Source organism: Paenibacillus sp. YIM B09110 (genome assembly GCF_037167145.1).
Classification (GTDB): Bacteria; Bacillota; Bacilli; order Paenibacillales; family Paenibacillaceae; genus Pristimantibacillus.
In genome coordinates, this window is sequence record NZ_JBANSP010000004.1 from 140,476 (window position 1) to 166,129 (window position 25,654).

A 25,654-nucleotide genomic window follows, 5' to 3' on the forward strand; every position below is an offset into this window, starting at 1 on the left:
GCCGTCTCTCATTTCAAATCATGCAGCCTGTGCTGCAGTTATCGGCTCGGATCGTAATCATTGCCCTCGAAGAACTCGAAAGCAAAGTCGTTGATTCTGACCATATCGCCGTCTCTCGCACCTTGCTTACGCAGCGCTGCATCGACACCCATCTTGCGCATCATTCGAGCGAATCGCATAACAGCGTCGTACGAGTTCAAGTTCATACGCTTCATATAACGTTCGATGCCTTCGCTCACGACAACGAATACTTCGTCCTCCTTGTGGATGGTGAACGTCGTCTCCTCGCGTTTCTCGTACGTATATACTTTACGCTCTTCGATATCTTTCACTTCTTCGACCGGAGCTTGCTCGACGACTGTATCCAGCACGTCTGCCGCCTTGTACAGAAGCTCCTGAATACCTTGCTTCGTTAGCGAGGATATAGGCAAGATCTCATAGTTCCGCTCACCGCGCACCTCGTCAAGCTGCTGCTTGAACAGTTCAAGATTATCAGCCGACTCCGGCATGTCCATCTTATTGGCTGCAATGATCTGCGGACGATCCGCCAACTTCTCGTTGTATAGCGAGAGCTCGGCATTGATCTTCACCCAGTCATCAAACGGATCGCGTCCTTCAGACGCCGACATATCGATAACGTGGATAATGACTCTCGTACGCTCGACATGACGCAGGAACTCATGCCCGAGGCCAACGCCCTCATGAGCGCCTTCGATCAAGCCCGGCAAATCTGCCATGACGAAGCTGCGTCCATCTCCGACATCAACAACGCCGAGATTCGGCGTAATCGTCGTGAAGTGATAAGCGCCGATCTTCGGCTTCGCACCCGATACGACCGAGAGCAGCGTTGACTTGCCTACGCTTGGGAATCCGACTAGTCCGATGTCCGCCATCACTTTCAGTTCCAGCACGACCCAGCGCTCTTGGCCTTCCTCTCCGTTCTCCGAAATGTACGGAGCCGGATTGTTCGCTGTCGCGAACCGAGTATTGCCCCGTCCGCCGCGTCCGCCCTTCGCAATGACGATCTTCTGACCATGACGCGTCATATCCGCGATGACTTCCTGCGTATCATCATCGATGATGACCGTTCCGGGCGGGATACGGACGATTGTATCCTCAGCGCCTGCGCCGTGCATAGTCTTCACTTTGCCGCGCTCGCCGCGCTGCGCCTTGAAGTGCTTCTGATAGCGGAAGTCCATAAGCGTACGCAATCCTTCGTCGACTTGAAAGATCAAGTCGCCGCCGCGACCGCCGTCGCCGCCTGCCGGACCGCCGTTCTCGACATACTTCTCGCGACGGAATGAGATGATGCCGTCGCCGCCGTCGCCGCCTTTTACAAATATTTTCGCTTTATCGACAAACATGGTGTGCCCCCGTTCAAGCGCGCAATTCCGCCTTCAGCAGCACCTTGGAATAAGGCTGCTCGAAGTTGATCGGTTGCATAGGCGCGCCTTCCAACTGCTGTTGTATTTTTTGCTTCCATTGCTGTTCGTTCATAAGCTCGCCCTCATAATAAAATGCCGCATAAAGCGCCTCGCTATCCTTCGACAGCTCCACGCGCAGCGTTGCTACAGCTCCATGCCCAGGCTTCGTAGCGAAGCGATAAGCATTGATTGTATGTATAAGAGTATCGGCAATCTTGTCGCAATCACCAGCGAAATCACTAAGTTGTATCTCGCCTTTAACGTCGACTTCAAGCTCCAGCGCATTCGTCATCGTCCGAAACGATTGGATGAAGCTGACAAGTAGCGGGCTGCCAAGCCTGCCGATGCTGCTCTCGTTGCCCATCTTCTCTCTTATTTTCTCCATATAATCAACCGTTTTATCCAGCTTCTGAAGCCGAATATAGCCATACAAGACCTGCAAATCATTCATCCAGTCATGACGATGATGGTTCAACGTCCGAATAGCCGATGACTGCAAGGAATGAATCGTTCTTTCACTGCGCTCCTCGTATTCCTTCCGTTCTAGCCGGATCCAGAAACCGGCCGCAGCGATGATCCAAATGAGAAACACAGCAGTTAACCACACTTTAGAAGGCCATATAAGCACAGCAGCGCAAGGCAACAATACCGATGCCGCTGCATAATACTTAGGCGTTGTTAAGCGTTCCATTTGATTAAACCCACTTTCACCCGTGTTTCCTAGCTTATCCAGTATAGCATGCGCGAGGACTACCGGTCACTTACCAGCACAAAAAAAAAGCCCGGCCTAGCGCGATGCAGGCCGGAGCTTGATGCAAATATCAAAAATTAAGCTTCTACTGCTGCGGCTACCGGAGCCAGATCAACTGGGTATACGCTCACTTTTTTGCGATCGCGTCCCCAACGTTCGAACTTCACTACGCCTTCAACCTTAGCGTAAAGAGTGTCGTCTTTGCCGATGCCTACGTTAGTTCCTGGGTGGATCTTCGTTCCGCGTTGGCGGAACAAGATGCTTCCTGCCGATACGACTTGACCGTCAGCACGTTTAGCGCCAAGGCGCTTCGACTGCGAGTCACGTCCGTTCTTCGTGGAGCCTACACCTTTCTTCGAAGCGAATAGCTGAAGATTCAGTTTCAACATAGTAATTTCCCTCCTTATTTAAGGAATTTAATGATCGAATTCGTCCTCATGGGCGCTTATACAAGCGTCTCATGCAAGACGACGTGTTTGCCGTATGATGTAGCTATCGACTCAAGCATGACAACCATCGATTCAAGCAAAAGCTGCATCCTTCCGTCGGCTTCGGCGTCCTGGAGCACCGGAATATCCGATGACAGCCAGCCGTCCTTCATCCGAGCGGGAAGCTCTACGCCTGCTAATGTCTCAATCGAATTGACGGTACCAACCGTAACGGTCGATACGCCGGCGCACACGATATCTTTACCGTGCTTCGCGTACTTAGCATGTCCTACGACAGCGAAGGATACGATACGCCTGTCAGCGGCCTGCCTGACAAAAGTAATGTCAATCATCGCGAAATTCCTCTTACGCTTGGATTTTCTCGATTGTTACTTTTGTGAACGGTTGACGATGACCTTGCTTGCGGCGGTAGTTCTTTTTGGCTTTGTATTTGTAAACGATGATTTTTTGGCCTCTGCCTTGTTTCTCGACTTTAGCGGAAACCGTCGCACCGGAAACAACCGGAGTTCCAGTCACAAGACCTTCACCTTTGGATACGGCCAAAACACGGTCAAAAGTTACATTTTCACCTGCGTTAACGTCCAGTTTCTCGATGTAGATCACATCGCCCTCTTGGACTTTGTATTGCTTGCCACCAGTTTCAATAATTGCGAACATAGTTAGTGCACCTCCTTATTTTCGAAGACTCGCCTAATCCAGGTGGCTTGCGACGTATGCCGCATGCGCTTGCTTACCCGATCGGAGCGGTATCCATATGCCTGAATCACGTATGTGTCAGACATACACCAAAACAGTTTATCATACATTATTGCCTAGATCAACCTATTCTCACGTATTCGCAAAAGAATTCTCGCGCGACTTCTTGCGCGTGAGCTCCACAAGGCCTAGCCTTGTCCAGCCAACGACCGTGCTTTTCGTCTGATCAGAACGAGTGCCTTCCATAAGCTGATGCAGAACCTTCTCGCGATTTTGCTCCTGCTCCATATCTATAAAGTCTATAATGACGATGCCGCCTACATCGCGTACTCTAAGAAGTCTGGCAATCTCAGCGGCCGCCTCCATATTCGTCTGGAAGACGGTATCCTCCAGATCGGATGTGCCGATGAACTTGCCTGTATTGACATCGACAACCGTAAGCGCCTCGGTCTTGTCCCATACGAGATAGCCGCCGCTCGGCAACGATATTTTCCTCTCAAAAGCCGAATGGATCTGATCATTGACTCGATAAGCGTCGAACAGCGCCTTCGATGCAGGCAGCTTGTACAGTCGAAGCCGATCGCTTAATGACGGAGTCATCTCCTTCAGCAGAGAAGCTGCTTCGGCATGCTTGATGGGGTCATCGATCCATATCTCATCAATATCAGGTTTCATATTATCCCGTATAACCCGGCGCAGCAGACCCGCTTCGAGATGAAGCACCGCTGGAGCCTTCACCTCAGCGCTCCTCGCTTCAATCGAACGCCACAGCTCGCGCTGCTCATTAACATCGGCTCCAATAGACCGCTCATTCTCACCTTCCGCAGCAGTTCGGATAATGAAGCCTTCCTCGCTGAGGCGCAGCCGCTCTCCGATCTCGCGAAGGCGCAATCGCTCCTGCTCGCTTGCAATTTTCTTCGATACGCCGATATAATCGGCAATTGGCATATAGACAAGCCAGCGGCCCGGCAAGGAGAAGTGAGTGGTCACTCTTGCCCCTTTGCCGCCCAATGGCTCTTTCATCACTTGTACGATCAGCTCTTGGCCAGCACTTACTATGTCCTGTATCGACGGCTTAGTCTCGGGCTGCTTCTCCAGGTGGGGATGGAGCAGATCATCGATATACAGAAACGCATTTTTGCCGATTCCTATATCGACGAAAGCCGCCTGCATGCCCGGCAATACGTTGACGACACGGCCTTTGTATATATTGCCTACCAAACCGCTTCCTTTGGCTCGCTCGACGAAATAATCGAAAAGCCGGCCGTCTTGCAGCACGGCAGTCTGCAGCATTTCGCTGCTTGCGTGCATGAACATTTGCTTCATTCCGGGCATCACCATCCAGTCGCTTTTCATTTATTTTACCTGAAAAGCTCCAATACTGCACGATTTGGATTATGATTCGACAAACAGCCCTCAACTATCGTTTGCTCAGGCAGCACCTTCACCTGCTTGTCATATGGCTCGACTAGATAGATGAGATGATATCGTTCCCTGCGAAATAATCGCGCGACCGACAGAATGGACTGTCTTCCGCTAACGATGAGCGGACTCGCCTGCTCGCCCCTAGTCAGAACGCGGGCCGCCACTCTGCCCCGATGCATGAGAAACCGGTAGAACAAAAAAGGACGATTGCGCGAATACGTCCAGTTCGTCATTATCAAAAAGAAGCCGACAACAAGCAAATTCAATTGAATGCCGTCCGCATAGATCAGCCAAGGCAGCAAAGAGCCGATGATCATACAGGCGCTGAGCAGCAAGCTAATTCGAGCCGACCAGATAAGCATGGAATAATAATTCATCACGTAACTAAGCGCTGCCTGGAGCAGCTTGCCTCCGTCGAGCGGATAGATCGGGAGCAGATTGAACATGCCAATCATCAGATTCGCCTTCCACACATACGCTGCCCAGTCCGCATCCCAAAGTCCGAGCTGCCCGCAGCCCCAAGCAGCCAGTCCCATCCATAGATTTTGCAGCGGCCCGGCAATCGCGACCATCGCATCCTCGGCCGCGGATACTCCCCCGGCCTCTTCGACCTCCGCAACGCCGCCGAAAGGCAGCAGCTTTACCTCCCGTACCGTCCATCCAAAGCTACGAGCCATGATGACATGTCCAAGCTCATGAACGATAACCAAGAGAAACAACGTCAACAGCTCGGCAAAATAACCAGTAAATACCGAAGCCAACATAATCATGACGAACAACGGATGGACCGACCAAACGATCCCTTTCCATTTAATCAAACGGAATCACGTCCAGCGGATCGACATACTTGTCATTCTCCATTACCGCAAAATAGAGCAAGCTCGGCTCCGTATCGCTGGCCTTCAGCAGCTTGCCGATCGGGTCGCCCGCCTCCACCCAATCATCTACCTTAACTTCCATCTCGCCCAGCTTGCCGTACACGCTTACGCGTTTATTAGCATGCTGTATCACGATCGATGCGCCTTTGTCGTCTCCGTCCGTAATCACAATAACTTGTCCCGTCTCAACGGCTACAACCGTCTCCTCCGATGCGCCCGCCAGTTCCACGCCGTTCAGCGTCTCAGCGAACGTACGAACGAGCGCACCGCTAACAAGCGGCGCGACGACCGGCAGTTTGACCGATCCGTCAGCGCCGATCGCCTCGCCCTTATTGTCCTCGAAGATCGGAATAAAGGATGGCGCTCCTGCAAACGTTTCTTTATACCAGGCAGCTGCCGCTGCAAAATCAATCTCCTCCGTCAACGCGTTCTTTACGATCGCCTGTCCCTTAAGCGACCATTCCGAATCGTTGCCGAACATCGCCCACACGCCGCCGAATAGCAGTACGGCTATTGCGAGCTTCCACATGAACTCGCGCCGGAACGGGTGTTTTTTGGGCGGCTTCGCATGCCTTGTCGGGTCATAGGCGCTCTTAATGAACGTTTTATGCTCGCCGAACCCTACATCCTCCCGCCAGCTTGCCCAAGGATTGGGATTGCTCTTCCAAGCAGTCTCCGGATCGAGCTCGATCACTTCTTCCCGATATGCGGGCTCGTAATAGATCGGCGCGTCAGTCGCGCCACCGTCATAGAAAGGCATCTCCGTTTCCTTGCCGGCCGGCTGCTGCTCCATCAACTGCTTTATTTTTTGCTGCCGACGCAGCTTCACGCTATCCTTCGTATTCATCTCGTTCTTCCTCCCCTGCCCTAGAGAGAGCTTGTATCACTATCACTTCCTTCATCCTATGAGCGGGAGTAGACAAGTATGCGGCTCAATACGCAAAAAAACCGTTCATGCTTTCCGCATGAACGGTTCGTTAAGCTGAGCTGGATATCTAATCCGCCAGCTCATATACCTCTTGATGAGACTTGATGCTTAGCACAAGTCCGACCGACAACATATTAAGCAGCAGCGACGTGCCGCCATAGCTGATGAACGGAAGCGTGATGCCCGTAATGGGCATAAGGCCAATCATCATGCCGATGTTTTGGAACACCTGGAACACATACATCGATACGATGCCAATGACGATAAACGATGCCTTCATATCGTAACACTTGAACGCGACAATGATCATTCGATAAATAAGCAGGAAGTACAGCAGCAACAGAATCGCCGCGCCTTGGAAGCCGAATTCCTCTCCGATGACGACGAAGATGGAATCCGAATACGGATAAGGCACGAAGCCGCCGTTCTTCATATCTCCCTTTAAGTATCCGTCGCCGCTCAGGCCGCCTGAACCGATCGCGATCTTCGCATTAAGCGATTGATGCTTCGCGTCAGCGCTTGCCTCTTCCGGGTTAATGTACGTATTGATACGCTCATACCAGTGAGATAGATCCTTATCAATCATAAATTCCTTGATCTCGCTATTGAACATCGTGAACAGACTGACGAATAACACGATGCTCGCTATAACCGTTCCAAGACCGACCAGCACATGAGTGTACTTGACGTTGCCGATCCACAGCATGCCGAGCACAATGACCAAATAGATAATGGCATTCCCTAGATCGGGCTGGATCATAACGAGCATGAACGGCAAAGCGGCAAATGCGCCGATCGGCACCAAATCCCGCATAAAGGTCAGCTTGTCGCCTTGTCTTCGTCCCATCAAGTAAGCGATGCCTATTATAATAATAATCTTCACGATCTCCGCGGGCTGAATCGTTAACGTCTCCGTTATTTTGAACCAACCTCGCGCACCGTTGATCTTCGCTCCAACGAAATAAACGAGTATAAGCGAAGTAACCCCTATGCCATATAACACATGCCAGCTCTTCAGCACGATTCGGTAATCGAACATCGAAGCGACAATCGCTACAAAAAAACCGAGTCCATAAAAAATAATTTGTTTTGTATCCGAGCTGGCATACCTTGGATCATTGATCGTAGCGCTATGGAGAACCACGGAGCTAATAACCATGAAGAGGAGCAATATGCCTAATATTCCCCAGTCAAGCTTCTTTAATTTGTTAAGCACGGGGCAATCATCCTATTCCAAGAAACTTGCGGAAACGCTTGAACGCGCCTGCCTTCTCATCGAGCAGCATAAGCGGCACCATATCTCCCAGAATACGGCGCGCAATATTGCGATAAGCGATAGCTGCGCGGGATGCCGGATTCATTACGGTCGGCTCGCCGCTGTTCGCTGCAGAGATGACTTTCTCATCGTCAGGGACGATACCTACCAGGTCGATTGCGAGCACCTGACAAATTTCATCGATATCAAGCATTTCCCCGGTTTTCATCATATTTTGGCGAATACGGTTAATGATGAGCTTAGCTGGTATTTTTTCTTGTTCCAGCAAGCCGATTACGCGATCGGCGTCGCGGACAGCCGCATTTTCCGGTGTCGTAATAACGATGGCTCGATCCGCCCCCGCTATCGCGTTGCGAAAGCCTTGCTCAATTCCCGCAGGGCAATCGATAATGACATAATCATGGTCCTTCTTTAATTCCAGCACCATGTCGCGCACTTGCTCAGGCGTTACAGAATCTTTATCCTTCGTCTGTGCGGCAGGCAGCATATAAAGCTCGTCGAAACGCTTATCCTTCACAAGCGCTTGACTAAGCCTGCAGCGACCTTCCGCTACGTCGACCAAATCATATATAATTCTATTTTCGAGCCCCATTACAACGTCCAGGTTGCGCAGGCCGATATCCGTGTCGACCATACATACCTTTTTGCCAAGCAATGCTAGAGCTGTACCCAAATTGGCCGATGTCGTCGTCTTGCCTACGCCGCCCTTGCCCGATGTTACAACAATCGCTTCTCCCATGTTCTACACTCCTTTAAACATAATAGGATTATGCCTGATGCGGAATAAATGCGTAATTTTATCAATTTGCATACGGCCTTCGTTCAGAAAAGCAAACTCCATTGCCGCATCACCGGTCATCCATTCCTCCGGCGGTCTGCTTATGACCTCAGCGATCCGAAGCTGCGTCGGCCTCATCAGCGAAGCTGCGATAATGACATCCGTTCGACCGCTTGTCCCGGCATGCGCTACGCCGCGCAACGCGCCCAGCACATAGATGTCGCCGGTGCATAGAAGCGTTCCTCCCGGATTCACATCGCCGATCAGCAGCAAATCGCCATCATGCTCGACCGTCTGTCCCGATCTTACGATCGTCGTCAGAGCGTGAAGCTGCTGAGCGTTCACCTGATGTTCGCTTACTGCCTTCGCCTCGGATTCAATCGACTGAACCATAAGATTGCCCTGCGACCGAATGACCGTCTTAATCCGCTCTTTGTCATCATCGGACAATTGCCGTGTCCCTAGCTTCACATGCACGTGCACGAGCGGCCCTGTCAGCAATTGTTGGTGCGTCTTCTCCAGCTTATATTGCAACTCATCCAATAGTGTAGCGAATTCACACTGATCGTTGAGAAGGAAAACGAGACCTTCCTTAACGCCTTTTATCATTATATGTTGCTTCTCGGTCACGTTAGCCCCTCCCCAACCTATTGGATTCTTGATGCAAGGCGCAAATTCCTGCTAATGCCCCAATATTTACCGCGAAAACTGCCTTCGGTTGCTAATCATTGTTCCTCTTCCTCGGTCTTCAGCTTATTCTGCGACTCGAACATGCGTCTTGCTGGAACATAAACCGCCAACGCGAACGCAAGCTGGATGAATAAGCTTGGCAAAATATGATCGAGCACAGCCCAGGCATACGTCTCGTTCGTAATTCGGAATGCTTTGTAAATAAAGAAGATCATCGTATCGTACAGCAAGCAGGCTATGCCGATCACGGATAACGCCATCATGATCGTGGCTCGCTTGCGCTCAAACAATACACCAGTGAAATACCCGATAAGTCCCACAGCGAAAGCATGAGCCCCGATCAAATGTCCAAAATATACGATATCCTGCAGCATGCCAAAGCCAATCCCGAACAATAAGGCATAATGTCTTCCGCTGTACATCGCAGAGTAGATAACCATAACGAACGTAAAATGGGTAATAATGCGCTCACCGTACCCCGCAGGAATAATCCACGGCATAATAGTGCCTTCTACGATAAATAAAAGAATCATCAACCCGATAATACGGTTAATCGTCATTCCTTGACGTCCTCCAATGCGGGAACCTCTACGACAAACACCTCGGTCAAATGATCAAAGCTTGCAGCAAGATCGATGGTTGCCGTATAAGTCAGACCGAAATCGCCAACCTGCTTCGTCTCCACCCTGCCGATCACCAGACCTCGGGGATACACGTTTCCGAGTCCCGAAGTAATGACAGTGTCGCCGACGGTCATCGGATCGATTTCTGCGATCTTCGTCATAAGAAGTCTTTGCGTCTCCGTATTATAGCTGCTAAGAATACCGAAGGAACGATCCTCGCGTCCCATTACGGTAACCGCGATAGAGTTGAAGGTAGGCGACGATTCATCCAGCTCCGTTATCGGCGTTACCGTTGCCGTATACGGCGTTACGGAATCAACAAGTCCAATAAGTCCGTCAATCGTCGTTACCGCCATATTTGGCTTAATGCCGTTTTTGGAACCAAGGTTAATATTCATCGAACGGTTATTGGCGTCATTGCTTACCGATACAACCTGTGCAATGAGATAATTATAGTTATACATTTGTTTCTGGCGTTCGGTGAAGGAGAGCGCTTCTTTCAATCGCTCGTTTTCCTTCTGCACGAAGTTGTAATTCACTTTTTCTCTAGCGTATGCCGCTGCCGTTATACGTAATTGTTCGTTCTCTTCATAGAGAAGACGAAGCTCGCTTACATCCTCAAAGAAGCCCGCTATAGAACCAGCGGGCTTGTAAAACCATTGCTGAACGTATGCGGACGTATCCTTGATGAATTTTTCCGGCCAAGTCAATTCCTTGCGGTCGCTAAGCGAGAAGCCGATCACCGCAATGAACAGAATAAACCCGATCATAAGCATAAACATCCGCTTATTTCGCATTAGCTTAAACAGCTCAATCACCTGCCCGTTTCATATCCATTCCCCTATGGACGCTTCTTATCGCTTGGAGCGCGATGACGAACTGCCTCTGCTCTTGAACAGATGAATATTGTCCAGCGAACGGCCCGTTCCGATTGCTACGCAGTCAAGCGGATTGTCCGCTACAATAACCGGCATCCCCGTCTCGCGTTGCAGCAGCTTGTCCAGATTACGAAGCAGCGCTCCGCCGCCAGTAAGGACGATGCCGCGATCCATAATATCGGCAGAAAGCTCAGGAGGACATTTCTCAAGCGTAATTTTAACGGCATCCACGATCGAGTTCACCGTATCCGTAAGCGCATCGGTAATCTCATCCGATGTAATCGCAAGCGTCTTCGGCAAGCCGGATACGAGGTCACGGCCGCGGATTTCGATTTTCTCAGGCATGTCCAGCGGCAAAGCCGAGCCAATCTCCATCTTTAGTTGCTCCGATGTCCTCTCGCCGATCATCAGGTTGTACGCGCGTTTAATATATTGAATAATCGCTTCATCCATTTCGTCGCCAGCCACACGAATGGAGCGGCTTGTTACGATGCCGCCTAGCGAGATAACCGCAACCTCGGTAGTACCGCCGCCGATATCAACAACCATGCTGCCTGTCGGCTCCCATACCGGAAGATCAGCGCCGATCGCAGCTGCGAACGGTTCTTCGATCGTGTACGCTTCACGCGCGCCGGCTTGCTTCGCCGCATCCTCAACCGCACGCTTCTCAACAGCAGTAATGCCGGACGGCACACATACCATAACGTTCGGATGGCGCGGGAACAACGAGCGCTGCTTCTGCGCTTGACGAATGAAATATTTAATCATCGTAGCCGTCGTCTCGAAGTCGGCAATAACGCCGTCCTTCATCGGTCGAACCGCGCGAATGTTCCCAGGCGTTCTGCCGATCATTTTTTTAGCGTCCTCGCCTACAGCTTCAATTGTTTTCGTATCGGTACGCAGGGCTACCACGGAAGGCTCCCTTACGACAATTCCTTTACCTTTCACGAATACGAGCGTATTCGCAGTACCCAAGTCAATCCCCAAATCTTTCGAAAAACCACCAAACATGATGTTGCTCCCTTCTCATTGCACAATCCCTTATATTATATTACATATATCCTTGTTCCTTCAAACTTACAAAACGCGCGTCTCCGATGACCAGATGATCCAATACCTCAATTCCGACGAGCTCTCCCGCTTCCACCAGTCGTTTCGTAAGCGCAATGTCTTCCGGACTGGGCGCCGGGTCGCCGCTAGGATGATTATGGACACATATAATCGACGCGCTGCTGCGCTGAATGGCTGCTCGGAATACTTCGCGCGGATGAACAAGCGAGGCGTTGAGCGTGCCTACAGACAACGTTTCTCGGGCAATAATATGATTTTTGGTATTGAGAAACAGACAAAGGAAGTGCTCCTTCTTCAAATAACGAAGCTCCTCCATGACATAGTCGGCAGCATCCTGCGGCTTGCGAACGGTAACCGTGTCCCCAAGCTTGCTCCGCGTAATGCGTCTGCCTAGCTCGATGCCGGCGCGCAATTGCAGCGCCTTTGCCGGTCCGATGCCGCGGATAGCGGTCAATTGCTCCATGCTCATATCCATCAAATTGCGCAGGCTGCCGCACTGCTGCAAGATCGAACCCGCTAGATGAATCGCGGATTGCCGTTGCGTGCCGGTTCGTAATAAGATAGCCAGCAGCTCTGCATGGCTAAGTGCTTCTGCCCCATATCGCATCATGCGCTCTCTTGGACGTTCTTCATGGGGGACATCACGCAAAACGGAGTATTGCGGCTCCATGTCCCGATCCCGCCTTCGCTACATTAGATTTCTCTCATATCCTGCCTAATTTTTGAAAAAAAATGCTTTCAAGGCCATTCTATATTGTATGACCGCATGTTGCGGTAGCAAATCGACGACTTTGAGCTTACCGGCTTCCTTCACATTCGTTTTCTTTTTTCTTTTGCCTAACTTTTAAACGACTCGTTCATTCCTCAAAACACAGCAATGTCATAACGCGCCAGCATATCCGAGAGCAGCGACAGCGGCAATCCGACGACGTTGAAGTAACAGCCGTCAATGCGTTCGACTATCGTTCCGCCGAGCCCCTGAATGCCATAGGAGCCCGCCTTGTCCATCGGTTCGCCCGATGCGACATAATTCGCGATCTGCCTGTCGTTAAGCGGCTTCATCCACACCCTCGTCATACGGTGCATGACAATCGTCTCGCCATTCATGGAAGGCACGCAGGCCACCCCTGTATAGACCTCATGGGATCGCCCTTGCAGACGCTGCAGCATATGCTTCGCATCCGCTTCGTCCTTCGGCTTGCCGAGCGCTTCGCCATCAAGCACGACGATCGTGTCTGCTCCAATAACGAGCGACGGCTGGTTATCGGATTCATTTTGCAGCATGTGGACAGCAGCGGAGGCTTTCCGCAAGCTGAGCTGCTCGACGATATAATCCGGTTTCCAGCCGAGTTCAATCGATTCATCGGTATCTGTAGACAAAATATAAACCGGCAAGGAAAGGCCCAGCGATGCGACCAGTTCCTTCCGGCGCGGTGACGAAGAAGCCAATACAATCCGGCTTATCGGTTCATTGCCTAGTTGTGTATGTCCCATTAATGAATAACGATGCTCCTTCATTGCTGCCACCGCAGCTCGGCTTTGTCCAAATATAGGAAAGTATAAGTTTCACACCTATACTATACTTTCCGTTTACGCTTGGGCAGCTTATATTTTGCGATAAAGCCAGATAGCAATTATAGCACCAATGATGCTTAGCATGCTAACTTGCAGATGAATCGACAGATTGAAGCTGAGTACATATAAATCGATTGCAGGCGACCAAGCAGCCTCAAGCGGATCCGTAAGAAATGATATTCCCGGAACCGGAGTAAGCCATCTGGCAACCAACGCGCCGGCTAATAAGCCTAATACGATGAAAATAAGTAGGATCCAGCCGTTTTTCTTCATCTTTCAACGCCTCTCGCCACGAAATGACACCTGAGTCTATTATACGCAGATCCCTATTCGTTTACAATGCGCTGATGGACTCAAACCACCCTTTTTGTGCAATGACCGCTGCCATTAACGAGGATTGCGCAGACCATAGATGCGCCGCGGAAGGTTTTTTGTCATACTCGAGCATCGCTTTGGCCGCATTGTCCAGCGCAGTGACGATAGAGTCCAGAAATGCTAGATGTTCCGCGGACTTCGTCCCTTTCTGCATAACCGGTATAGACTGTTTCCAGAGCTGGTAATTGTTCTCCCATGCATCGGATGCGGCGTCGCTAAGCGGCGATAAAGCGGGCTGCTCGAGCTGCGCCAGTGCCAAATCATCCAGCATTTGGACGACTTCTTTTGTTCGCTCGAAGAACAGCTGAGCGCCTGCGGCATCGCCATCGAATGGAATTTCGGCAGGTGCGGAGACCGTTAGCGCCTTTACGAACAGTTCGGTATCCGTCATCGCGGCTCGCAGCGCAGTCGCTTGAACCTTATTTCCGGCAATGCCCGCGAAGACGCGGTAATCGTCCTTCGTCGCCAGCGAAGCGGCTGCAAGCCCTTTGTCCTTCAACTGTGCTAGCGCCGTATCTCTGCCTTCCGTATTGCTGAACACGCCGAATTGCAACAAATAGTAGGTTTGCTCAAGACCAGTCAAGGCAGCCATAGGTCCGTCCGTTACCGGGTCTCCCTCGTCAGGCAGCATTTCCTTCGGATCAGAATCAGGATCGCTGACTCCCACTCCGCCTATTGCCGGTTGATCGGCATCGGTGCCGACGGCAGCTGGTTGCTTCCCGTCTGAAGCCTTGTCGCCGCCTGGTATTACGGGCGACCCCGTGAATAGCGACAGGAGCAAATAACCGAACAAGGCTCCGGTTGCAAGCGCGCCAGCGACAGACAAAAAAACGTTAAACCATGACGGCGGAGACGACGGTCTTTTGTAACGAACGGCTTTGTATTTTCCTTTGTTTCTGCTTAAATCCTCTGTTTCATCATAAAAGAGTTCGTCAGCATACTCATAATTTAGTCCGTTGTCGGCTTTAGCCGCGGCTGCCAAAGGTTTCCTCTCTTCTTCACTATCATCGATAGGCAGCAGGACAGATTCGAACGGATCACTTTCAGTCGGCGCTAGAGGAGCATCCAATTTATTTAGTAGAATCGGTCCTTGGACTCCATCCTTCACAGGAAAATTAGGCAGCAGCTTGCCTGAAGCAGTCTCCTTCGACTTCGGCTCTGTGTCGCGAATTAATTGCTCCAACGCCACAATGTCCTCCTGGAACGGGCTGTTCCAAGGCGTCAGCTCACTCATAACGGGCGATTCATGCGGAGGATATAGAGGCACGACATTCGACTTCGCCGGACTCCCCGCAATCTCCGCGTGAGTATCCGTACGCTTAACCTCCTTGTTAGGTTTATCAGTCACGTTGCGACCTGCGTGGTCAAAACGATAGGTAATCCGGTTTTTTGAACTCATGCAAATCTCTCCTTGTCCCATAACTTCTGCTAGTATTCTATGAGCGATATAAGAGATTTAGACCCGTTAATTACATTTCAACTCATTAACCACCCAATCTATTCTATCGATTTATTTATCGTGGATGAGCGGCAGATGCTTACAATCTTCCCCCCTCCAAAGACTGGTAATTAATCTTTGGATGTGGTACATTAGCTAATAAGAAGAGACAAAATGAAACTTAGTTTTATACAATGAAACTATTGAAGGAGTGACGAGAATGCCTTTTACTTTTGTCGGAATTGATCATGTCCAGCTTGCGGCGCCTGCAGGATGCGAAAAGGCTGCAAGGAGCTTTTTTGGCGGAGTGCTCGGTTGGATTGAAATACGTAAGCCTGAAAGGTTAATTGATCGGGGCGGCGTTTGGTTCCAATGCGGGAAGCATCAGGTTCATATTGGAGTACAGAAAAATTTTATTCCTGCCGAGAAGGCTCATCCCGCCTTTCAGGTCAAACATATCGCTGCATTGCGAGAGAATCTTATTCAGCATCAAATTACCGTGATCGATGACGATAATCGAGAGGACGAAGGGCTGACGCGTTTTTTTCTGAACGATCCATTTGGCAATCGGATTGAATTTATCGAGAGCGGAGAGTGTTGAACGATGAACAACAAGGAAAGATTTACGAATCGGGTAGAAACATATGTCAAGCACCGCCCAAGCTATCCGAAGGAAGCCATTGATTATTTGTTTGGAAACGTCGGTGTGACAGCAAGCAGCTCTGTTGCTGACGTCGGCGCGGGGACAGGCATTTTCTCAGAGCTGTTGTTGGAACGCGGAAGCCACGTCATTGCCGTCGAGCCTAATGCCGCTATGCGCGAAGCATCTGTTCAAAAGCTCGGCGCTTATCCAAAATTTACAGCTTGGAATGGCTCGGCGGAAGCGACTGGCTTGGAGAGCGAATCAGTTGATTATATCACTTGCGCCCAAGCCTTCCATTGGTTTGACCGTACGGCGGCCCAAGCGGAGTTTCGCCGTATTCTGAAGCCCGGCGGTAAAGTTGTTTTGATATGGAATATCAGAAAGACGACAGGCTCAGCTTTCTTAGAGCTATATGAACAGCTTGTCCAAACGTTCGGCAATGATTACAAGCAAGTCAATCATCGAAATATAACCAAACAAACGTTGCAATCCTTCTTCAAGGACGGCCTGATCCATGAAGCGAAATTTACAATTCATCAGCGCTTCGACTTCGAAAGCCTGAAAGGCCGTTTGCTATCCTCCTCCTATACGCCGACTACAGAACAACATAATCATCACCTCATGCTGTCCGAGCTTCAAGCGATATTCGATAACAACCAGCAAAGCGGAACAGTAAGCATCGATTATGAGACAGAAATATATGTCGGCGAGGTTTAAGACCTAAACAATAGCCAGCTTCATCCAGCATGTTCACGTATGGCTACTTTCCACCACCTGCATGCCGAAAAAAAAACCTAACCCCGCCTTATCGGCAAGGTTAGGTTTTATTTTTAGTTGGCGGCCTTCAGCGACTTGGCGAGCTGGTCGGCTACTTTCCAAATATCGCCGGCGCCCATCGTTATGACAAGATCGCCCGGCGCTACCCTCTCCGTCAAATAAGAGAGGACATCTTCTTTGGTCGGCAAATAGTGAGTGTTCGCATTGCTGTTGCTCTTAATGAGCTCAACGAGCTTATGCGAGTGCACGCCTTCGATCTGCTGTTCGCCAGCCGGAGAGTAGATGTCGGTAATTAGGACTTCATCAGCTTCCGGGAAAGCGCGACTGAATTGATCGAACAAGAAGAAGGTCCGCGTATACCGCTGCGGCTGGAATACGGCAATGATCCGCTTACCCGTTGCTTTGGCCGCACTGATCGTCGCTTGAATCTCTGTCGGATGATGCGCGTAATCGTCAATGACCAGAATGTCATTGACTTCCCCGAGCACCTGGAAACGGCGCTTCGCGCCACTGAACTCGCGAATCGCTTCGGCGATCTCCCCGAACGACAATCCCGATTCCAAGCAAGTGATCACTGTCGCCATTGCATTGTATACGTTATGGCGGCCCGGAACGGACAGTACGATCGTACCGAGAGATGATCCGTTATGGGTCATATCGAACGATACTTTGCGGTCGCCCAAGACGATATTGCCCGCTCTATATTCCGCTTCGCCATCGATAGCGTACGTCACAAGCTGCGATTCGCCTTCCGCTCCCGTATATACAAGCGGGATCAGTTCCTTCACATTATCGTCATCCGCGCATACGATAGCTTTGCCGCCGGATTTGACTTGCTGCAGGAACTGAACATACGCTGCCTTCAGCTTGCCGAAGTCTCCGTCATAATTTTCCAAATGGTCTGGCTCGATGTTCGTCACGATTGCAAGCGTAGGGTGATAATGCAAGAACGACCCGTCGCTTTCGTCGGCCTCTGCAACAACGTATTCGCCTTTGCCTGCCTTCGCGTTTGTACCCAAGTTAACAATCTCGCCGCCGATAATGTAAGTCGGATCCGCATTGCAGGACTCCATGACAAGAGCAATCATCGAGGAAGTCGTCGTCTTCCCGTGCGCGCCGGCAACGGCGATGCCTTTACCAATATTCATCAATCTCGCCAGCATTTGCGAGCGGTGCAGAACAGGGATGTTAAGCTGCTCCGCCGCCCTCCGCTCGACGTCGTCCTTCGAGATCGCAGTCGAATAAACGACCAAATCTGCTCCATTCACATGCTCGGGCTGATGGCCGATATAAATATCGGCTCCCTTCGCCGCGAGCTTCTCCGTAAGCTCCTGACGCGCGACATCGGAACCGGTAACCTTATAGCCCATTTCCAGCATGACGCGGGCTATGGCACTCATTCCGTAACCGCCGATTCCGATGAAATGAACGTGTTCTGCCGTATTCAAAGACGGTTCACCAACCTTTTTCAGAATCCGAGTTGTACAATATGCGGGAGCGAACGTCAGCAATCAAATATAGCGTGCCTGTCACGACCCCAAGGTCTGTTTCCCCGGTTAACTGTTGTAATTTTTGAAGCGCAGCGCGGTAATCCGGCTCTACGATGAGCTCGAACGAGCTTTCCGCAGGCTGTTGATTATTCATATCGCTAACGATAGCAGCTAACGCGGGTGCATCCATCTTCATTCGAAAATCAGGCTCGGTCAAAATAAGCGTATCCACTATTGGTAGTATATGCTTGAGTACATCCTGATGATTCTTATTCTCCAGCATCCCCATCATGAGATGAAGACGGTCGTACTTATACGTTGACCGAAGCGCGCTTACGAGCGTCTCCGCACCTTCCGGATTATGGGCTCCGTCCAGCAAAATACGCGGCGAGCGCGACACCATTTCAAGTCTGCCCGCCCAAGCTGCTGCCCGGAGTCCTTCCTCCAGCGCTTCATCTTCTACGACCAGCGCATTGTACTGACGCAGCACCTCTAGCGTCATTACGGCAACTGCCGCATTCGTTCGTTGATGCGCTCCGTTAAGCGTTATCGTCAGCGGCTCGATCGAGCGGAATAATCCGTCGAAGCGGAAAGTCTGCTCGTCTTCCTGAACGGAAACGGCCGTCTCGCCGAATTGCTCGCCTAGCAAGTAAAGCGTGCTATGCTTATTGGCAGCAGTTTGTTTAATAACAGCTACTGCCTCCGGCTGCGACACGGCGCTGACGACCGGAATGCCGGCCTTTATAATGCCCGCTTTCTCGCTCGCGACTGCAGCAAGCGTATCGCCGAGACGATCCATATGATCATGTCCAATGTTCGTAATGACAGACACAACCGGATGAACGATATTCGTTACATCCAGCCTGCCGCCGAGTCCGGTCTCCCACACGACATAGTCAGGATACGTCACTTTGGCGTAGAACAAAATAGCAAGAGCCGTCGATACCTCGAACATGGTCGGCGAACCGAGCTCCGTCTCGGCAATTGCCTCGACATGCGGCTTCAGCTCATTCGCAAGCTTCAGCAGCGTCTCTTCCTCAATATCCACGCCATTGTATTGAAAGCGATTCGTGAACTTCGTGATATATGGCGACGTGAACGTACCGACGTCATAACCGCTCTTAAGCAGCACGCTCGTCAAAAACGAACATGTCGAGCCTTTGCCGTTCGTACCGGCAACATGAATGAACTTCAGTCTGCGATGAGGATTGTCCAGCAGCTCCATCAGCTTCTCGATCCGGTCGAGGCCCGGACGAATTCCGAATGGGATGAGGCCTGTAATCCACTCCACCGCTTCAGTATAGGAATGCAGCGGCCCTGCCGGCCGCTGCTCGTTGAACTGTTCCGTCATACGTATCGATCCTTCTTCCCTTATTCTCAGCCGCGCAATTCCGCAATACGTGCCGCTACCTTCTCGCGTTTCTCCGCATAATCGGCCATCTTCGCTTTTTCCTCTTCGATGACTTTAGCCGGCGCTTTCGCTACGAAGCCTTCATTGCCCAGCTTCTTCTCCACACGCTCAACTTCGGCCGTTAAATTCTGACGTTCTTTCTCAAGACGGGCGATTTCCTGCTCGATGTCAATCAAGCCTGCCAGCGGCAAGTATAGCTCCGCTCCAGTAATGACTGCTGACATCGCTTTGTCCGGAGCGCTGATGTGAGTTCCGGTCTCTAGCAACGATGTGCCGCAGAACCGTTTGATGAACTCTTCATTTCGTGCGAGAATCGCCGCTTCCGCATCACTCGAAGGCTTGATGAGAAGCTCAACCTTCTTGCTCATTGGCACATTCACTTCTGCGCGAATATTACGCACGGAGCGGATGAGGCCCATCAGCAGCTCCATCTCTTTCACTGCTTCAGGCGCTTCAAGCGCCGCATCGTATACCGGCCATTCCGCAAGAGTGATCGTCTCGCCGACATGCGGCAAGTGCTGCCAAATTTCCTCGCTGATGAACGGCATGAACGGATGAATCAAGCGCTGCGTGCGGTCAAGCACATAAGCAAGGACGGACTGCGTCGCTTTTTTAGCCGCTTCGTCTGTTGAATATAGGCTGAGCTTGGCAAACTCGATATACCAGTCGCAAAGATCATCCCAGATGAAGTTATTAAGCAACCGTCCCGTCTCTCCGAACTCGTAGCTATCGATCAGGCGGGTAACATCGCGCACCGTTTCGTTCAGGCGATGCAGGATCCAACGGTCGGACGTGCCGAGATTAACAGTTATATCGATATCCGCTGCGGTGAACCCTTCCAGATTCATAAGAGCGAAGCGAGATGCGTTCCATATTTTGTTGGCAAAGTTGCGCGCCTGCTCGACACGCTCTTTGCGGTAACGCAAGTCTTGGCCTGGCGTGCTGCTCGTTGAGAGCATATAACGCATAGCGTCCGCGCCGTACATCTCGATAACATCGAGCGGATCAACGCCGTTGCCGAGCGACTTGGACATCTTCTGCCCGTTCTCGTCACGGACAAGACCGTGGATCAGCACGTCCTTGAACGGAATTTCGTCTGTGAATTCAAGCGCCGTGAAGATCATTCGCGCTACCCAGAAGTAGATGATGTCGTAACCCGTAACGAGCACGTCCGTTGGGTAGTAGCGCTTGAATTCTTCTGTCTCCTCCGGCCAGCCAAGCGTCGAGAACGGCCACAAAGCAGAGCTGAACCAAGTGTCCAGTACGTCGTTATCCTGTGTGAACGTTGCGCCTTCCGTATTTTGAACGTCGTCACGCGATACGGTAATCTCGCCGGTAGCATCGTTGTACCATGCCGGAATGCGGTGTCCCCACCACAATTGGCGGGAAATACACCAGTCACGAACATTTTCGATCCAGTTCATATAGATCTTCTCGAACCGCTCAGGAATAAAGTTCGTGCCCTTGCCCGATTTTTGGGCCGCAATTGCCGCTTCGGCAAGAGGTTTCATTGCAACGAACCATTGCGTCGACAAATATGGCTCAACAACGGCGCCGCTGCGCTCGCTGTGGCCAACCTGATGCACATGCTCCTCGATACGGATGCAGATGCCCTGCTCCTGCAAGTCCTTCACGAGTTTCTTGCGGCAATCCGTACGATCCAGACCTTCATAAGGACCTGCTTGATCGTTCATTGTGCCCGTTTCGTCCATGACAATAATTTGCGGCAGGTTATGACGCTGGCCTACCTCGAAGTCGTTCGGGTCATGAGCAGGCGTAATCTTAACCGCGCCGGAGCCGAAGTCCTTCTCCACATATTCGTCTGCAATAATTGGAATCTCGCGTCCAACGATCGGCAGAATGAGCATTTGGCCGATAAGATGCTTGTAGCCATCGTCCTCCGGATGAACAGCTACAGCCGTATCGCCAAGCATCGTCTCCGGACGAGTCGTTGCGACCGTTATGAAGCCGGAGCCGTCCTTAAGCGGATATTGGAGATGGTACAGGTTGCCGTTCACTTCTTTGTATTCTACTTCGATATCGGAGAGCGCCGTGCGTGCCGCAGGATCCCAGTTAATGATTTTTTTGCCGCGGTAGATGAGACCTTTCTCGTACAGACGAACGAATACTTCGCGAACCGCCTTGGAGAGACCCTCATCCAGCGTGAAACGCTCTCTGGAGTAGTCTAGCGAGAGGCCCATCTTGCCCCATTGATCACGAATCGTGCTCGCGTATTGATCCTTCCACTCCCATACCTTCTCCAGGAATGCTTCGCGTCCGAGATCGTAGCGGCTAATGCCCTGTTCGCGCAGCTTGCTCTCAACGCGAGTCTGCGTCGCAATGCCGGCATGGTCTGTTCCCGGCAGCCAAAGCGCATCATAACCTTGCATTCTCTTCGTGCGAATCAAGATGTCCTGCAAAGTAAAGTCGAGCGCATGCCCGATATGCAGCATGCCGGTTACGTTCGGCGGCGGAATTACAATCGTATAAGGCTTCGCGTCAGGACGCTTGCCCGCTTCGAAAAACTTGCCCTGCTGCCAATAGTCATACCATTTCTGCTCGGCTGCCTTCGGATCGTAAGTCGTCGGCATTTCCGTAGACGTAGTCGTTGTTTGATTTTCTGACATTGATTCCATCCTCCATACATCGATATAAATACAAAAAAACCTCTCGCCCTCATAATAAAGGACGAAAGGTTTAGCTTCCGTGGTACCACCTTTGTTTCACGCAAAAACATCATTCGCGCGACACTCGAACAGATAACGGCTGCAGCCGGCCTGACTTAGGCGGGCGAGAGATGCATTGTTTCGCAAACTCTCCGCTTGATCCAGGCAACTCCGGGGCGACCCGTAGCAGTCACTTCCTGCAGAACCTCTCAGCGTAACGGTTCCGCTCTCTGAAGGCTTCACTGCGTACTATTCCCCTTCAACGTCTTTATGACACTTATATGTATACATAATACCGTTGTTATGCGCTAGAGTCAACTTTAGCAGGTGAAAAACCCATCGTTTTGACATAAATCTCACCTCGTGTAAGAGCATGTTTCTTCTTACAGAGAGAAGCTCGGTGTAGGATCCACCTCTGAAATTGAATATAGGCTCTTACAGCGCCATTAAAAAGTTCGAATAGGCTCGCGCGCCTCGAATATGGTCTTACAGAGATAGACTGGGTTTGTGATCGCCTCTGTAAGTGCGCATAGGCTCTTACAGCGCGATTACGAAGTTCGATTACGCACGCGTGCCTCGTGTAAGAGCATATATGGTCTTACAATGAGAGACTGAGTGTGTGATCGACCCTGTAAGTGCATATAGGCTCTTACAGCGCGATTACGAAGTTCAATTACGCTCGTACGCCTCGTGTAAGAGCATATTTGTTCTTACAGAGAGAAGCTTAGTTTGTGATCGCCCCTGTAAGTGCATATAGGCTCTTACGGCGAAGATACGAAGTTCGATTAGGCTCGTATAGTGCGTTCCATAAAAAAGGTCCTTCACAGTTCACGAATGAACGAGTGATAGGACCCATTTTTATTGATTAAGGATTTCACGGAATATAAAGCAGTTGCCCTTCCGACACGGCCGACTCATTAAGATTATTGCGCACTAATATTTCTCGAGGATTAATGCTGTAGCGAAGCGCAATCGAATCAAGCGTCTCATCGCGCTGAACAATGCATAACCGGATCTTGCGGAATTCATTCTCCTCTGCATTGCGGCCGAGGAATAAGTTCTTCCACTCAATCTCGTCGCCGGACGACAGCGCACGCGCATCCTCAGCCGCTTGCTGAGTAGCGATCTCTTGCTCGGCTGCCTGACGGGCAGCTTGCTCGCGGCGGCTCGTCTGAAGCAGCGTCATAATGCCGACATTAGGCGGCTGTTCAGCTTGCTCCTCCGGAGGTTTGCTTGCGAAGGCGACGCGCGGCTCTTGCTTCTCAGGCTGCTGAACGACTTGCTGCACAGCTTGCTGAGATGCTTGCTGAGCTTCCAGCTCCGCCTCAAGCTCGCGCTGAGCTTGCTCTTCAAGCGCCAGAAGCGCATACGCTTCGGCGAAAGCTGCCTCTTCCTCAGCTTGCTCCTCTGCCTGCTCCAGCTCCTCATTCCGTTCCTGCTCGGTGAACTCGCTTGGTTCGTCCACATATTGAGAAGAGGAGGCGAGCCACCCGTCATCGCTATTCTGTTGAGAGGCAAGCGTAATTTCCTGCTGCTCCTCCCGAGGCTGTCTGCCGTCGTTCACCGCGAATAGCTGTGAAGACGACCAGCCTGAATCATTCGGAGATGATGAGATCGACACGGTTGCCTCACGCTCATGCTGGATCTCATTCTCCCGTTCCTGCGCTTGCGCTTGTGCTTGTGCTTCGGCGATTCGCTGCTCGAAGCCCTCCGCTGACGCATAGAAGGACTCGTCCTCTGCTATGTACGCCGGCGCCTCTTGTTGGAACGCATTGTCCTGTATAGGCTCTTGTTCCTGTTCCTCTCCGGGCTGCTGCGAACCATAGAAGCTCCGTTCATGAACGACCGTAATCGGCTCTTCTCTCCACGCCTCCTCAGGCTCTTCCACAGGATCGACGGAGATGCCGCGCAACGACAAGACGCCAGTAACGTTCAACGTTCTGGCTGACAGCAGATCCACATCAAAGTTGTCGATATCGATGGAGATATCGTCCAGCCTTGATATTCGGTTCATCGGCAGCGTAATTTCAACCGGAATCCAGTGCTCCAGCACAAGCGGCGCTTCTTCCGCATTTTGCCCCCGATATACGCCGCTTAGAAGCAGCTGACCCTTCAATACCGCATGATCCCCCTGATCGATCACTTGGATGCGTGGAACCAGCTCGATTTCCTCCAACTCATCGATAGCCGCAACGTCGTCCGGCAGATGAACGCGCTCATACACATCAAAGCGTAACCCACTCGTTTGTTCCGACACGCCTAAGTCCTCCCTTCTCGTACTGAATGCTCGGAAGCGTTAACGGCTGCCGCCTTCCGCAGGACGGCAATGAAGACCGTTACGCAAGCCATATAAGATGAGGATGAGCACAAAGCTTATCCTCACTTATATTTAAAGTTACATTCACTACTTATCTATATGGTTGGATAGGCTAGAGCATGACTTTTATTTACATGCCGCTGACGGATGATACGAGCTTTTCCAGCCAAGACGGCCATGCTGCAACGACCTCTATCGTCTCTCCAGTCCATGGATGAGGGAATAGCAGCCGCTCACCGTGCAGCGCTTGGTGGGTTAGCAGTCGCGTGTTTCCGCCATACAGCTCATCGCCAACGACCGGATGACCTATATAGCTCATATGAACACGTATTTGATGCGTCCTTCCCGTCTCGAGCCGAACGCGGACAATCGAAGCTTTCGCATACGCCTCCACTCTCTCATAGTGAGAGACGGCATGTTCGCCCGATGGCGTTACCATACGCCTAGCTCTATGATGACGATCCTTGCCGATCGGCTCGTCAATCGTACCAGCTCGCTTCGCAAGCTTGCCTTGAACGACCGCAATATATTGCCTATCAATTGTCTTGTCCCGCATCGCTTCATCGAGATTCCACTGAGCCAGATCGCACTTCGCATAGAGGACCGGTCCTGACGTGTAATCATCAAGCCTATGAATATGGCGCAGCGGCAATGGATCCTTCGCTTTCAGCGCATGCCTTGCGGCAGCTTCATCCAGCGTTCCCCGCTCCCCCGCATACGTCTCATGAACCTTCATCCCTGCCGGCTTATGGAACACGACGCAGAAGTCGTCCTCGTACAGCACGGGTGGAATATCGATCGTCGGTCCCGATATCGCCTGGCGATAGAAAGGATGCGTCTTCGGATCAACAGCCGGGAACGTAAGCAAACGAAGCTTATCGCCTTCCCACTTGATGCCGCCTACCGAGAACAACCGATTCACCCATTTTTCCGAAAAGAGTCCTCGAGCCAGCAGCCATTTCCTCACTTCATGCGGATGGCTTCCGGCTTCTGGCTGTTCAAGCTCCCCTGTTCCCTTACCAGCGTCAGCAAGCGCCGACCAGTCTAGCTCGAGCCATTCTCCATTACGAACTGCTTGTTCCATTCTCATTGCCG

The 25,654-nt window shown here is 51.3% G+C and carries 25 protein-coding genes and 1 other annotated feature; of the genes, 2 read left to right on the forward strand and 23 right to left on the reverse strand.

Features of this window, described 5'->3' with window-relative positions; genetic code table 11:
• Nucleotides 1-38: 38 nt before the first annotated feature.
• The 18 genes from obgE to V8F51_RS07450 form a co-directional block, all read right to left on the reverse strand.
• Entirely contained in the window at nt 39-1,364 is a 1,326-nt protein-coding gene (gene obgE / locus V8F51_RS07365; RefSeq protein WP_337099526.1) for a GTPase ObgE, read from the reverse strand.
• Nucleotides 1,365-1,377: 13 nt separating this feature from the next.
• A complete protein-coding gene (locus V8F51_RS07370) occupies nt 1,378-2,115 on the reverse strand; it encodes a Spo0B domain-containing protein (protein ID WP_337099527.1) in 738 nt (245 codons plus the stop codon).
• 137 nt (nt 2,116-2,252) lie between these two features.
• Nucleotides 2,253-2,564, reverse strand: a complete 312-nt coding sequence (rpmA, locus tag V8F51_RS07375) for a 50S ribosomal protein L27 (RefSeq protein WP_337099528.1) — start codon at nt 2,562-2,564, stop codon at nt 2,253-2,255.
• Between the two features lie 56 nt (nt 2,565-2,620).
• The gene (locus V8F51_RS07380) at nt 2,621-2,956 is read right to left on the reverse strand and encodes a ribosomal-processing cysteine protease Prp (RefSeq protein ID WP_337099529.1); all 336 of its coding nucleotides are present in this window, start codon (nt 2,954-2,956) and stop codon (nt 2,621-2,623) included.
• A 13-nt stretch (nt 2,957-2,969) separates the two neighbouring features.
• Nucleotides 2,970-3,281, reverse strand: a complete 312-nt coding sequence (rplU, locus tag V8F51_RS07385; protein WP_337099530.1) for a 50S ribosomal protein L21 — start codon at nt 3,279-3,281, stop codon at nt 2,970-2,972.
• Nucleotides 3,282-3,452: 171 nt separating this feature from the next.
• Entirely contained in the window at nt 3,453-4,646 is a 1,194-nt protein-coding gene (locus tag V8F51_RS07390) for an Rne/Rng family ribonuclease (RefSeq protein ID WP_337099531.1), read from the reverse strand.
• Between the two features lie 35 nt (nt 4,647-4,681).
• Complete coding sequence (locus V8F51_RS07395) at nt 4,682-5,563, reverse strand: M50 family metallopeptidase (RefSeq protein WP_337099532.1); 882 nt, start codon at nt 5,561-5,563, stop codon at nt 4,682-4,684.
• Nucleotides 5,556-6,470, reverse strand: coding sequence for a M23 family metallopeptidase (locus V8F51_RS07400; protein ID WP_337099533.1), 915 nt, complete (start codon nt 6,468-6,470; stop codon nt 5,556-5,558). Before V8F51_RS07400 ends, V8F51_RS07395 begins: the two co-directional genes overlap by 8 nt.
• Nucleotides 6,471-6,618: 148 nt before the next feature.
• On the reverse strand, nt 6,619-7,767 hold the full coding sequence (locus V8F51_RS07405; RefSeq protein ID WP_337099534.1) for an FtsW/RodA/SpoVE family cell cycle protein: 1,149 nt from the start codon (nt 7,765-7,767) through the stop codon (nt 6,619-6,621).
• A 7-nt stretch (nt 7,768-7,774) separates the two neighbouring features.
• Nucleotides 7,775-8,566 (reverse strand): septum site-determining protein MinD, encoded by a 792-nt coding sequence (minD, locus tag V8F51_RS07410; RefSeq protein ID WP_337099535.1) that lies wholly within the window; start codon nt 8,564-8,566, stop codon nt 7,775-7,777.
• A gap of 3 nt (nt 8,567-8,569) precedes the next feature.
• Entirely contained in the window at nt 8,570-9,235 is a 666-nt protein-coding gene (locus V8F51_RS07415) for a septum site-determining protein MinC (protein ID WP_442956409.1), read from the reverse strand.
• Nucleotides 9,236-9,330: 95 nt separating this feature from the next.
• Nucleotides 9,331-9,855, reverse strand: a complete 525-nt coding sequence (gene mreD, locus V8F51_RS07420) for a rod shape-determining protein MreD (protein WP_337099536.1) — start codon at nt 9,853-9,855, stop codon at nt 9,331-9,333.
• On the reverse strand, nt 9,852-10,736 hold the full coding sequence (gene mreC / locus V8F51_RS07425; RefSeq protein WP_337099537.1) for a rod shape-determining protein MreC: 885 nt from the start codon (nt 10,734-10,736) through the stop codon (nt 9,852-9,854). Before mreC ends, mreD begins: the two co-directional genes overlap by 4 nt.
• Nucleotides 10,737-10,772: 36 nt before the next feature.
• Nucleotides 10,773-11,807 carry a rod shape-determining protein gene (locus V8F51_RS07430; RefSeq protein ID WP_337099538.1) on the reverse strand — a complete coding sequence of 345 codons (1,035 nt, stop codon included), beginning with the start codon at nt 11,805-11,807 and terminating at the stop codon, nt 10,773-10,775.
• A 40-nt stretch (nt 11,808-11,847) separates the two neighbouring features.
• On the reverse strand, nt 11,848-12,537 hold the full coding sequence (gene radC, locus V8F51_RS07435; protein WP_337099539.1) for a RadC family protein: 690 nt from the start codon (nt 12,535-12,537) through the stop codon (nt 11,848-11,850).
• Nucleotides 12,538-12,731: 194 nt separating this feature from the next.
• Entirely contained in the window at nt 12,732-13,361 is a 630-nt protein-coding gene (locus V8F51_RS07440) for a Maf family protein (protein WP_337099540.1), read from the reverse strand.
• Nucleotides 13,362-13,472: 111 nt separating this feature from the next.
• The gene (locus V8F51_RS07445) at nt 13,473-13,715 is read right to left on the reverse strand and encodes a DUF4321 domain-containing protein (RefSeq protein ID WP_337099541.1); all 243 of its coding nucleotides are present in this window, start codon (nt 13,713-13,715) and stop codon (nt 13,473-13,475) included.
• A gap of 61 nt (nt 13,716-13,776) precedes the next feature.
• Nucleotides 13,777-15,216, reverse strand: a complete 1,440-nt coding sequence (locus V8F51_RS07450; RefSeq protein WP_337099542.1) for an SPOR domain-containing protein — start codon at nt 15,214-15,216, stop codon at nt 13,777-13,779.
• 259 nt (nt 15,217-15,475) lie between these two features.
• On the opposite strand from V8F51_RS07450, the gene V8F51_RS07455 reads away from it, so the two are divergent.
• Both V8F51_RS07455 and V8F51_RS07460 read left to right on the forward strand, forming a co-directional pair.
• Complete coding sequence (locus tag V8F51_RS07455; protein ID WP_337099543.1) at nt 15,476-15,856, forward strand: VOC family protein; 381 nt, start codon at nt 15,476-15,478, stop codon at nt 15,854-15,856.
• 3 nt (nt 15,857-15,859) lie between these two features.
• Nucleotides 15,860-16,615: a class I SAM-dependent methyltransferase gene (locus V8F51_RS07460; RefSeq protein ID WP_337099544.1), complete on the forward strand. Its 756-nt coding sequence runs from the start codon at nt 15,860-15,862 to the stop codon at nt 16,613-16,615.
• A gap of 113 nt (nt 16,616-16,728) precedes the next feature.
• Here the strand turns inward: V8F51_RS07460 and murC are convergent, their stop codons facing one another.
• The 5 genes from murC to V8F51_RS07485 all read right to left on the reverse strand — a co-directional run bounded on the left by murC (nt 16,729) and on the right by V8F51_RS07485 (nt 25,643).
• The gene (gene murC / locus V8F51_RS07465; RefSeq protein WP_337099545.1) at nt 16,729-18,123 is read right to left on the reverse strand and encodes a UDP-N-acetylmuramate--L-alanine ligase; all 1,395 of its coding nucleotides are present in this window, start codon (nt 18,121-18,123) and stop codon (nt 16,729-16,731) included.
• Between the two features lie 7 nt (nt 18,124-18,130).
• A complete protein-coding gene (locus tag V8F51_RS07470) occupies nt 18,131-19,516 on the reverse strand; it encodes a bifunctional folylpolyglutamate synthase/dihydrofolate synthase (RefSeq protein WP_337099546.1) in 1,386 nt (461 codons plus the stop codon).
• A gap of 26 nt (nt 19,517-19,542) precedes the next feature.
• The gene (locus tag V8F51_RS07475) at nt 19,543-22,203 is read right to left on the reverse strand and encodes a valine--tRNA ligase (RefSeq protein ID WP_337099547.1); all 2,661 of its coding nucleotides are present in this window, start codon (nt 22,201-22,203) and stop codon (nt 19,543-19,545) included.
• Nucleotides 22,204-22,257: 54 nt separating this feature from the next.
• Nucleotides 22,258-22,514: a binding site (T-box leader), on the reverse strand.
• 602 nt (nt 22,515-23,116) lie between these two features.
• Complete coding sequence (locus tag V8F51_RS07480; protein ID WP_337099548.1) at nt 23,117-24,499, reverse strand: LysM peptidoglycan-binding domain-containing protein; 1,383 nt, start codon at nt 24,497-24,499, stop codon at nt 23,117-23,119.
• 190 nt (nt 24,500-24,689) lie between these two features.
• Nucleotides 24,690-25,643, reverse strand: a complete 954-nt coding sequence (locus V8F51_RS07485; RefSeq protein WP_337099549.1) for an RluA family pseudouridine synthase — start codon at nt 25,641-25,643, stop codon at nt 24,690-24,692.
• Nucleotides 25,644-25,654 lie beyond the last annotated feature (11 nt).

Coding starts and splice junctions, on each gene's coding strand:
- V8F51_RS07470 (WP_337099546.1), bottom strand. CDS start 19,516: ATGACGGAACAGTTCAACGAGCAGCGGCCGGCAGGGCCGCTGCATTCC.
- V8F51_RS07380 (WP_337099529.1), bottom strand. CDS start 2,956: ATGATTGACATTACTTTTGTCAGGCAGGCCGCTGACAGGCGTATCGTA.
- V8F51_RS07430 (WP_337099538.1), bottom strand. CDS start 11,807: ATGTTTGGTGGTTTTTCGAAAGATTTGGGGATTGACTTGGGTACTGCG.
- V8F51_RS07460 (WP_337099544.1), top strand. CDS start 15,860: ATGAACAACAAGGAAAGATTTACGAATCGGGTAGAAACATATGTCAAG.
- rplU (WP_337099530.1), bottom strand. CDS start 3,281: ATGTTCGCAATTATTGAAACTGGTGGCAAGCAATACAAAGTCCAAGAG.
- V8F51_RS07400 (WP_337099533.1), bottom strand. CDS start 6,470: ATGAATACGAAGGATAGCGTGAAGCTGCGTCGGCAGCAAAAAATAAAG.
- V8F51_RS07485 (WP_337099549.1), bottom strand. CDS start 25,643: ATGGAACAAGCAGTTCGTAATGGAGAATGGCTCGAGCTAGACTGGTCG.
- obgE (WP_337099526.1), bottom strand. CDS start 1,364: ATGTTTGTCGATAAAGCGAAAATATTTGTAAAAGGCGGCGACGGCGGC.
- V8F51_RS07370 (WP_337099527.1), bottom strand. CDS start 2,115: ATGGAACGCTTAACAACGCCTAAGTATTATGCAGCGGCATCGGTATTG.
- V8F51_RS07390 (WP_337099531.1), bottom strand. CDS start 4,646: ATGAAGCAAATGTTCATGCACGCAAGCAGCGAAATGCTGCAGACTGCC.
- V8F51_RS07455 (WP_337099543.1), top strand. CDS start 15,476: ATGCCTTTTACTTTTGTCGGAATTGATCATGTCCAGCTTGCGGCGCCT.
- V8F51_RS07475 (WP_337099547.1), bottom strand. CDS start 22,203: ATGTCAGAAAATCAAACAACGACTACGTCTACGGAAATGCCGACGACT.
- rpmA (WP_337099528.1), bottom strand. CDS start 2,564: ATGTTGAAACTGAATCTTCAGCTATTCGCTTCGAAGAAAGGTGTAGGC.
- V8F51_RS07440 (WP_337099540.1), bottom strand. CDS start 13,361: ATGGGACATACACAACTAGGCAATGAACCGATAAGCCGGATTGTATTG.
- V8F51_RS07450 (WP_337099542.1), bottom strand. CDS start 15,216: ATGAGTTCAAAAAACCGGATTACCTATCGTTTTGACCACGCAGGTCGC.
- minD (WP_337099535.1), bottom strand. CDS start 8,566: ATGGGAGAAGCGATTGTTGTAACATCGGGCAAGGGCGGCGTAGGCAAG.
- V8F51_RS07445 (WP_337099541.1), bottom strand. CDS start 13,715: ATGAAGAAAAACGGCTGGATCCTACTTATTTTCATCGTATTAGGCTTA.
- mreD (WP_337099536.1), bottom strand. CDS start 9,855: ATGACGATTAACCGTATTATCGGGTTGATGATTCTTTTATTTATCGTA.
- radC (WP_337099539.1), bottom strand. CDS start 12,537: ATGGAGCCGCAATACTCCGTTTTGCGTGATGTCCCCCATGAAGAACGT.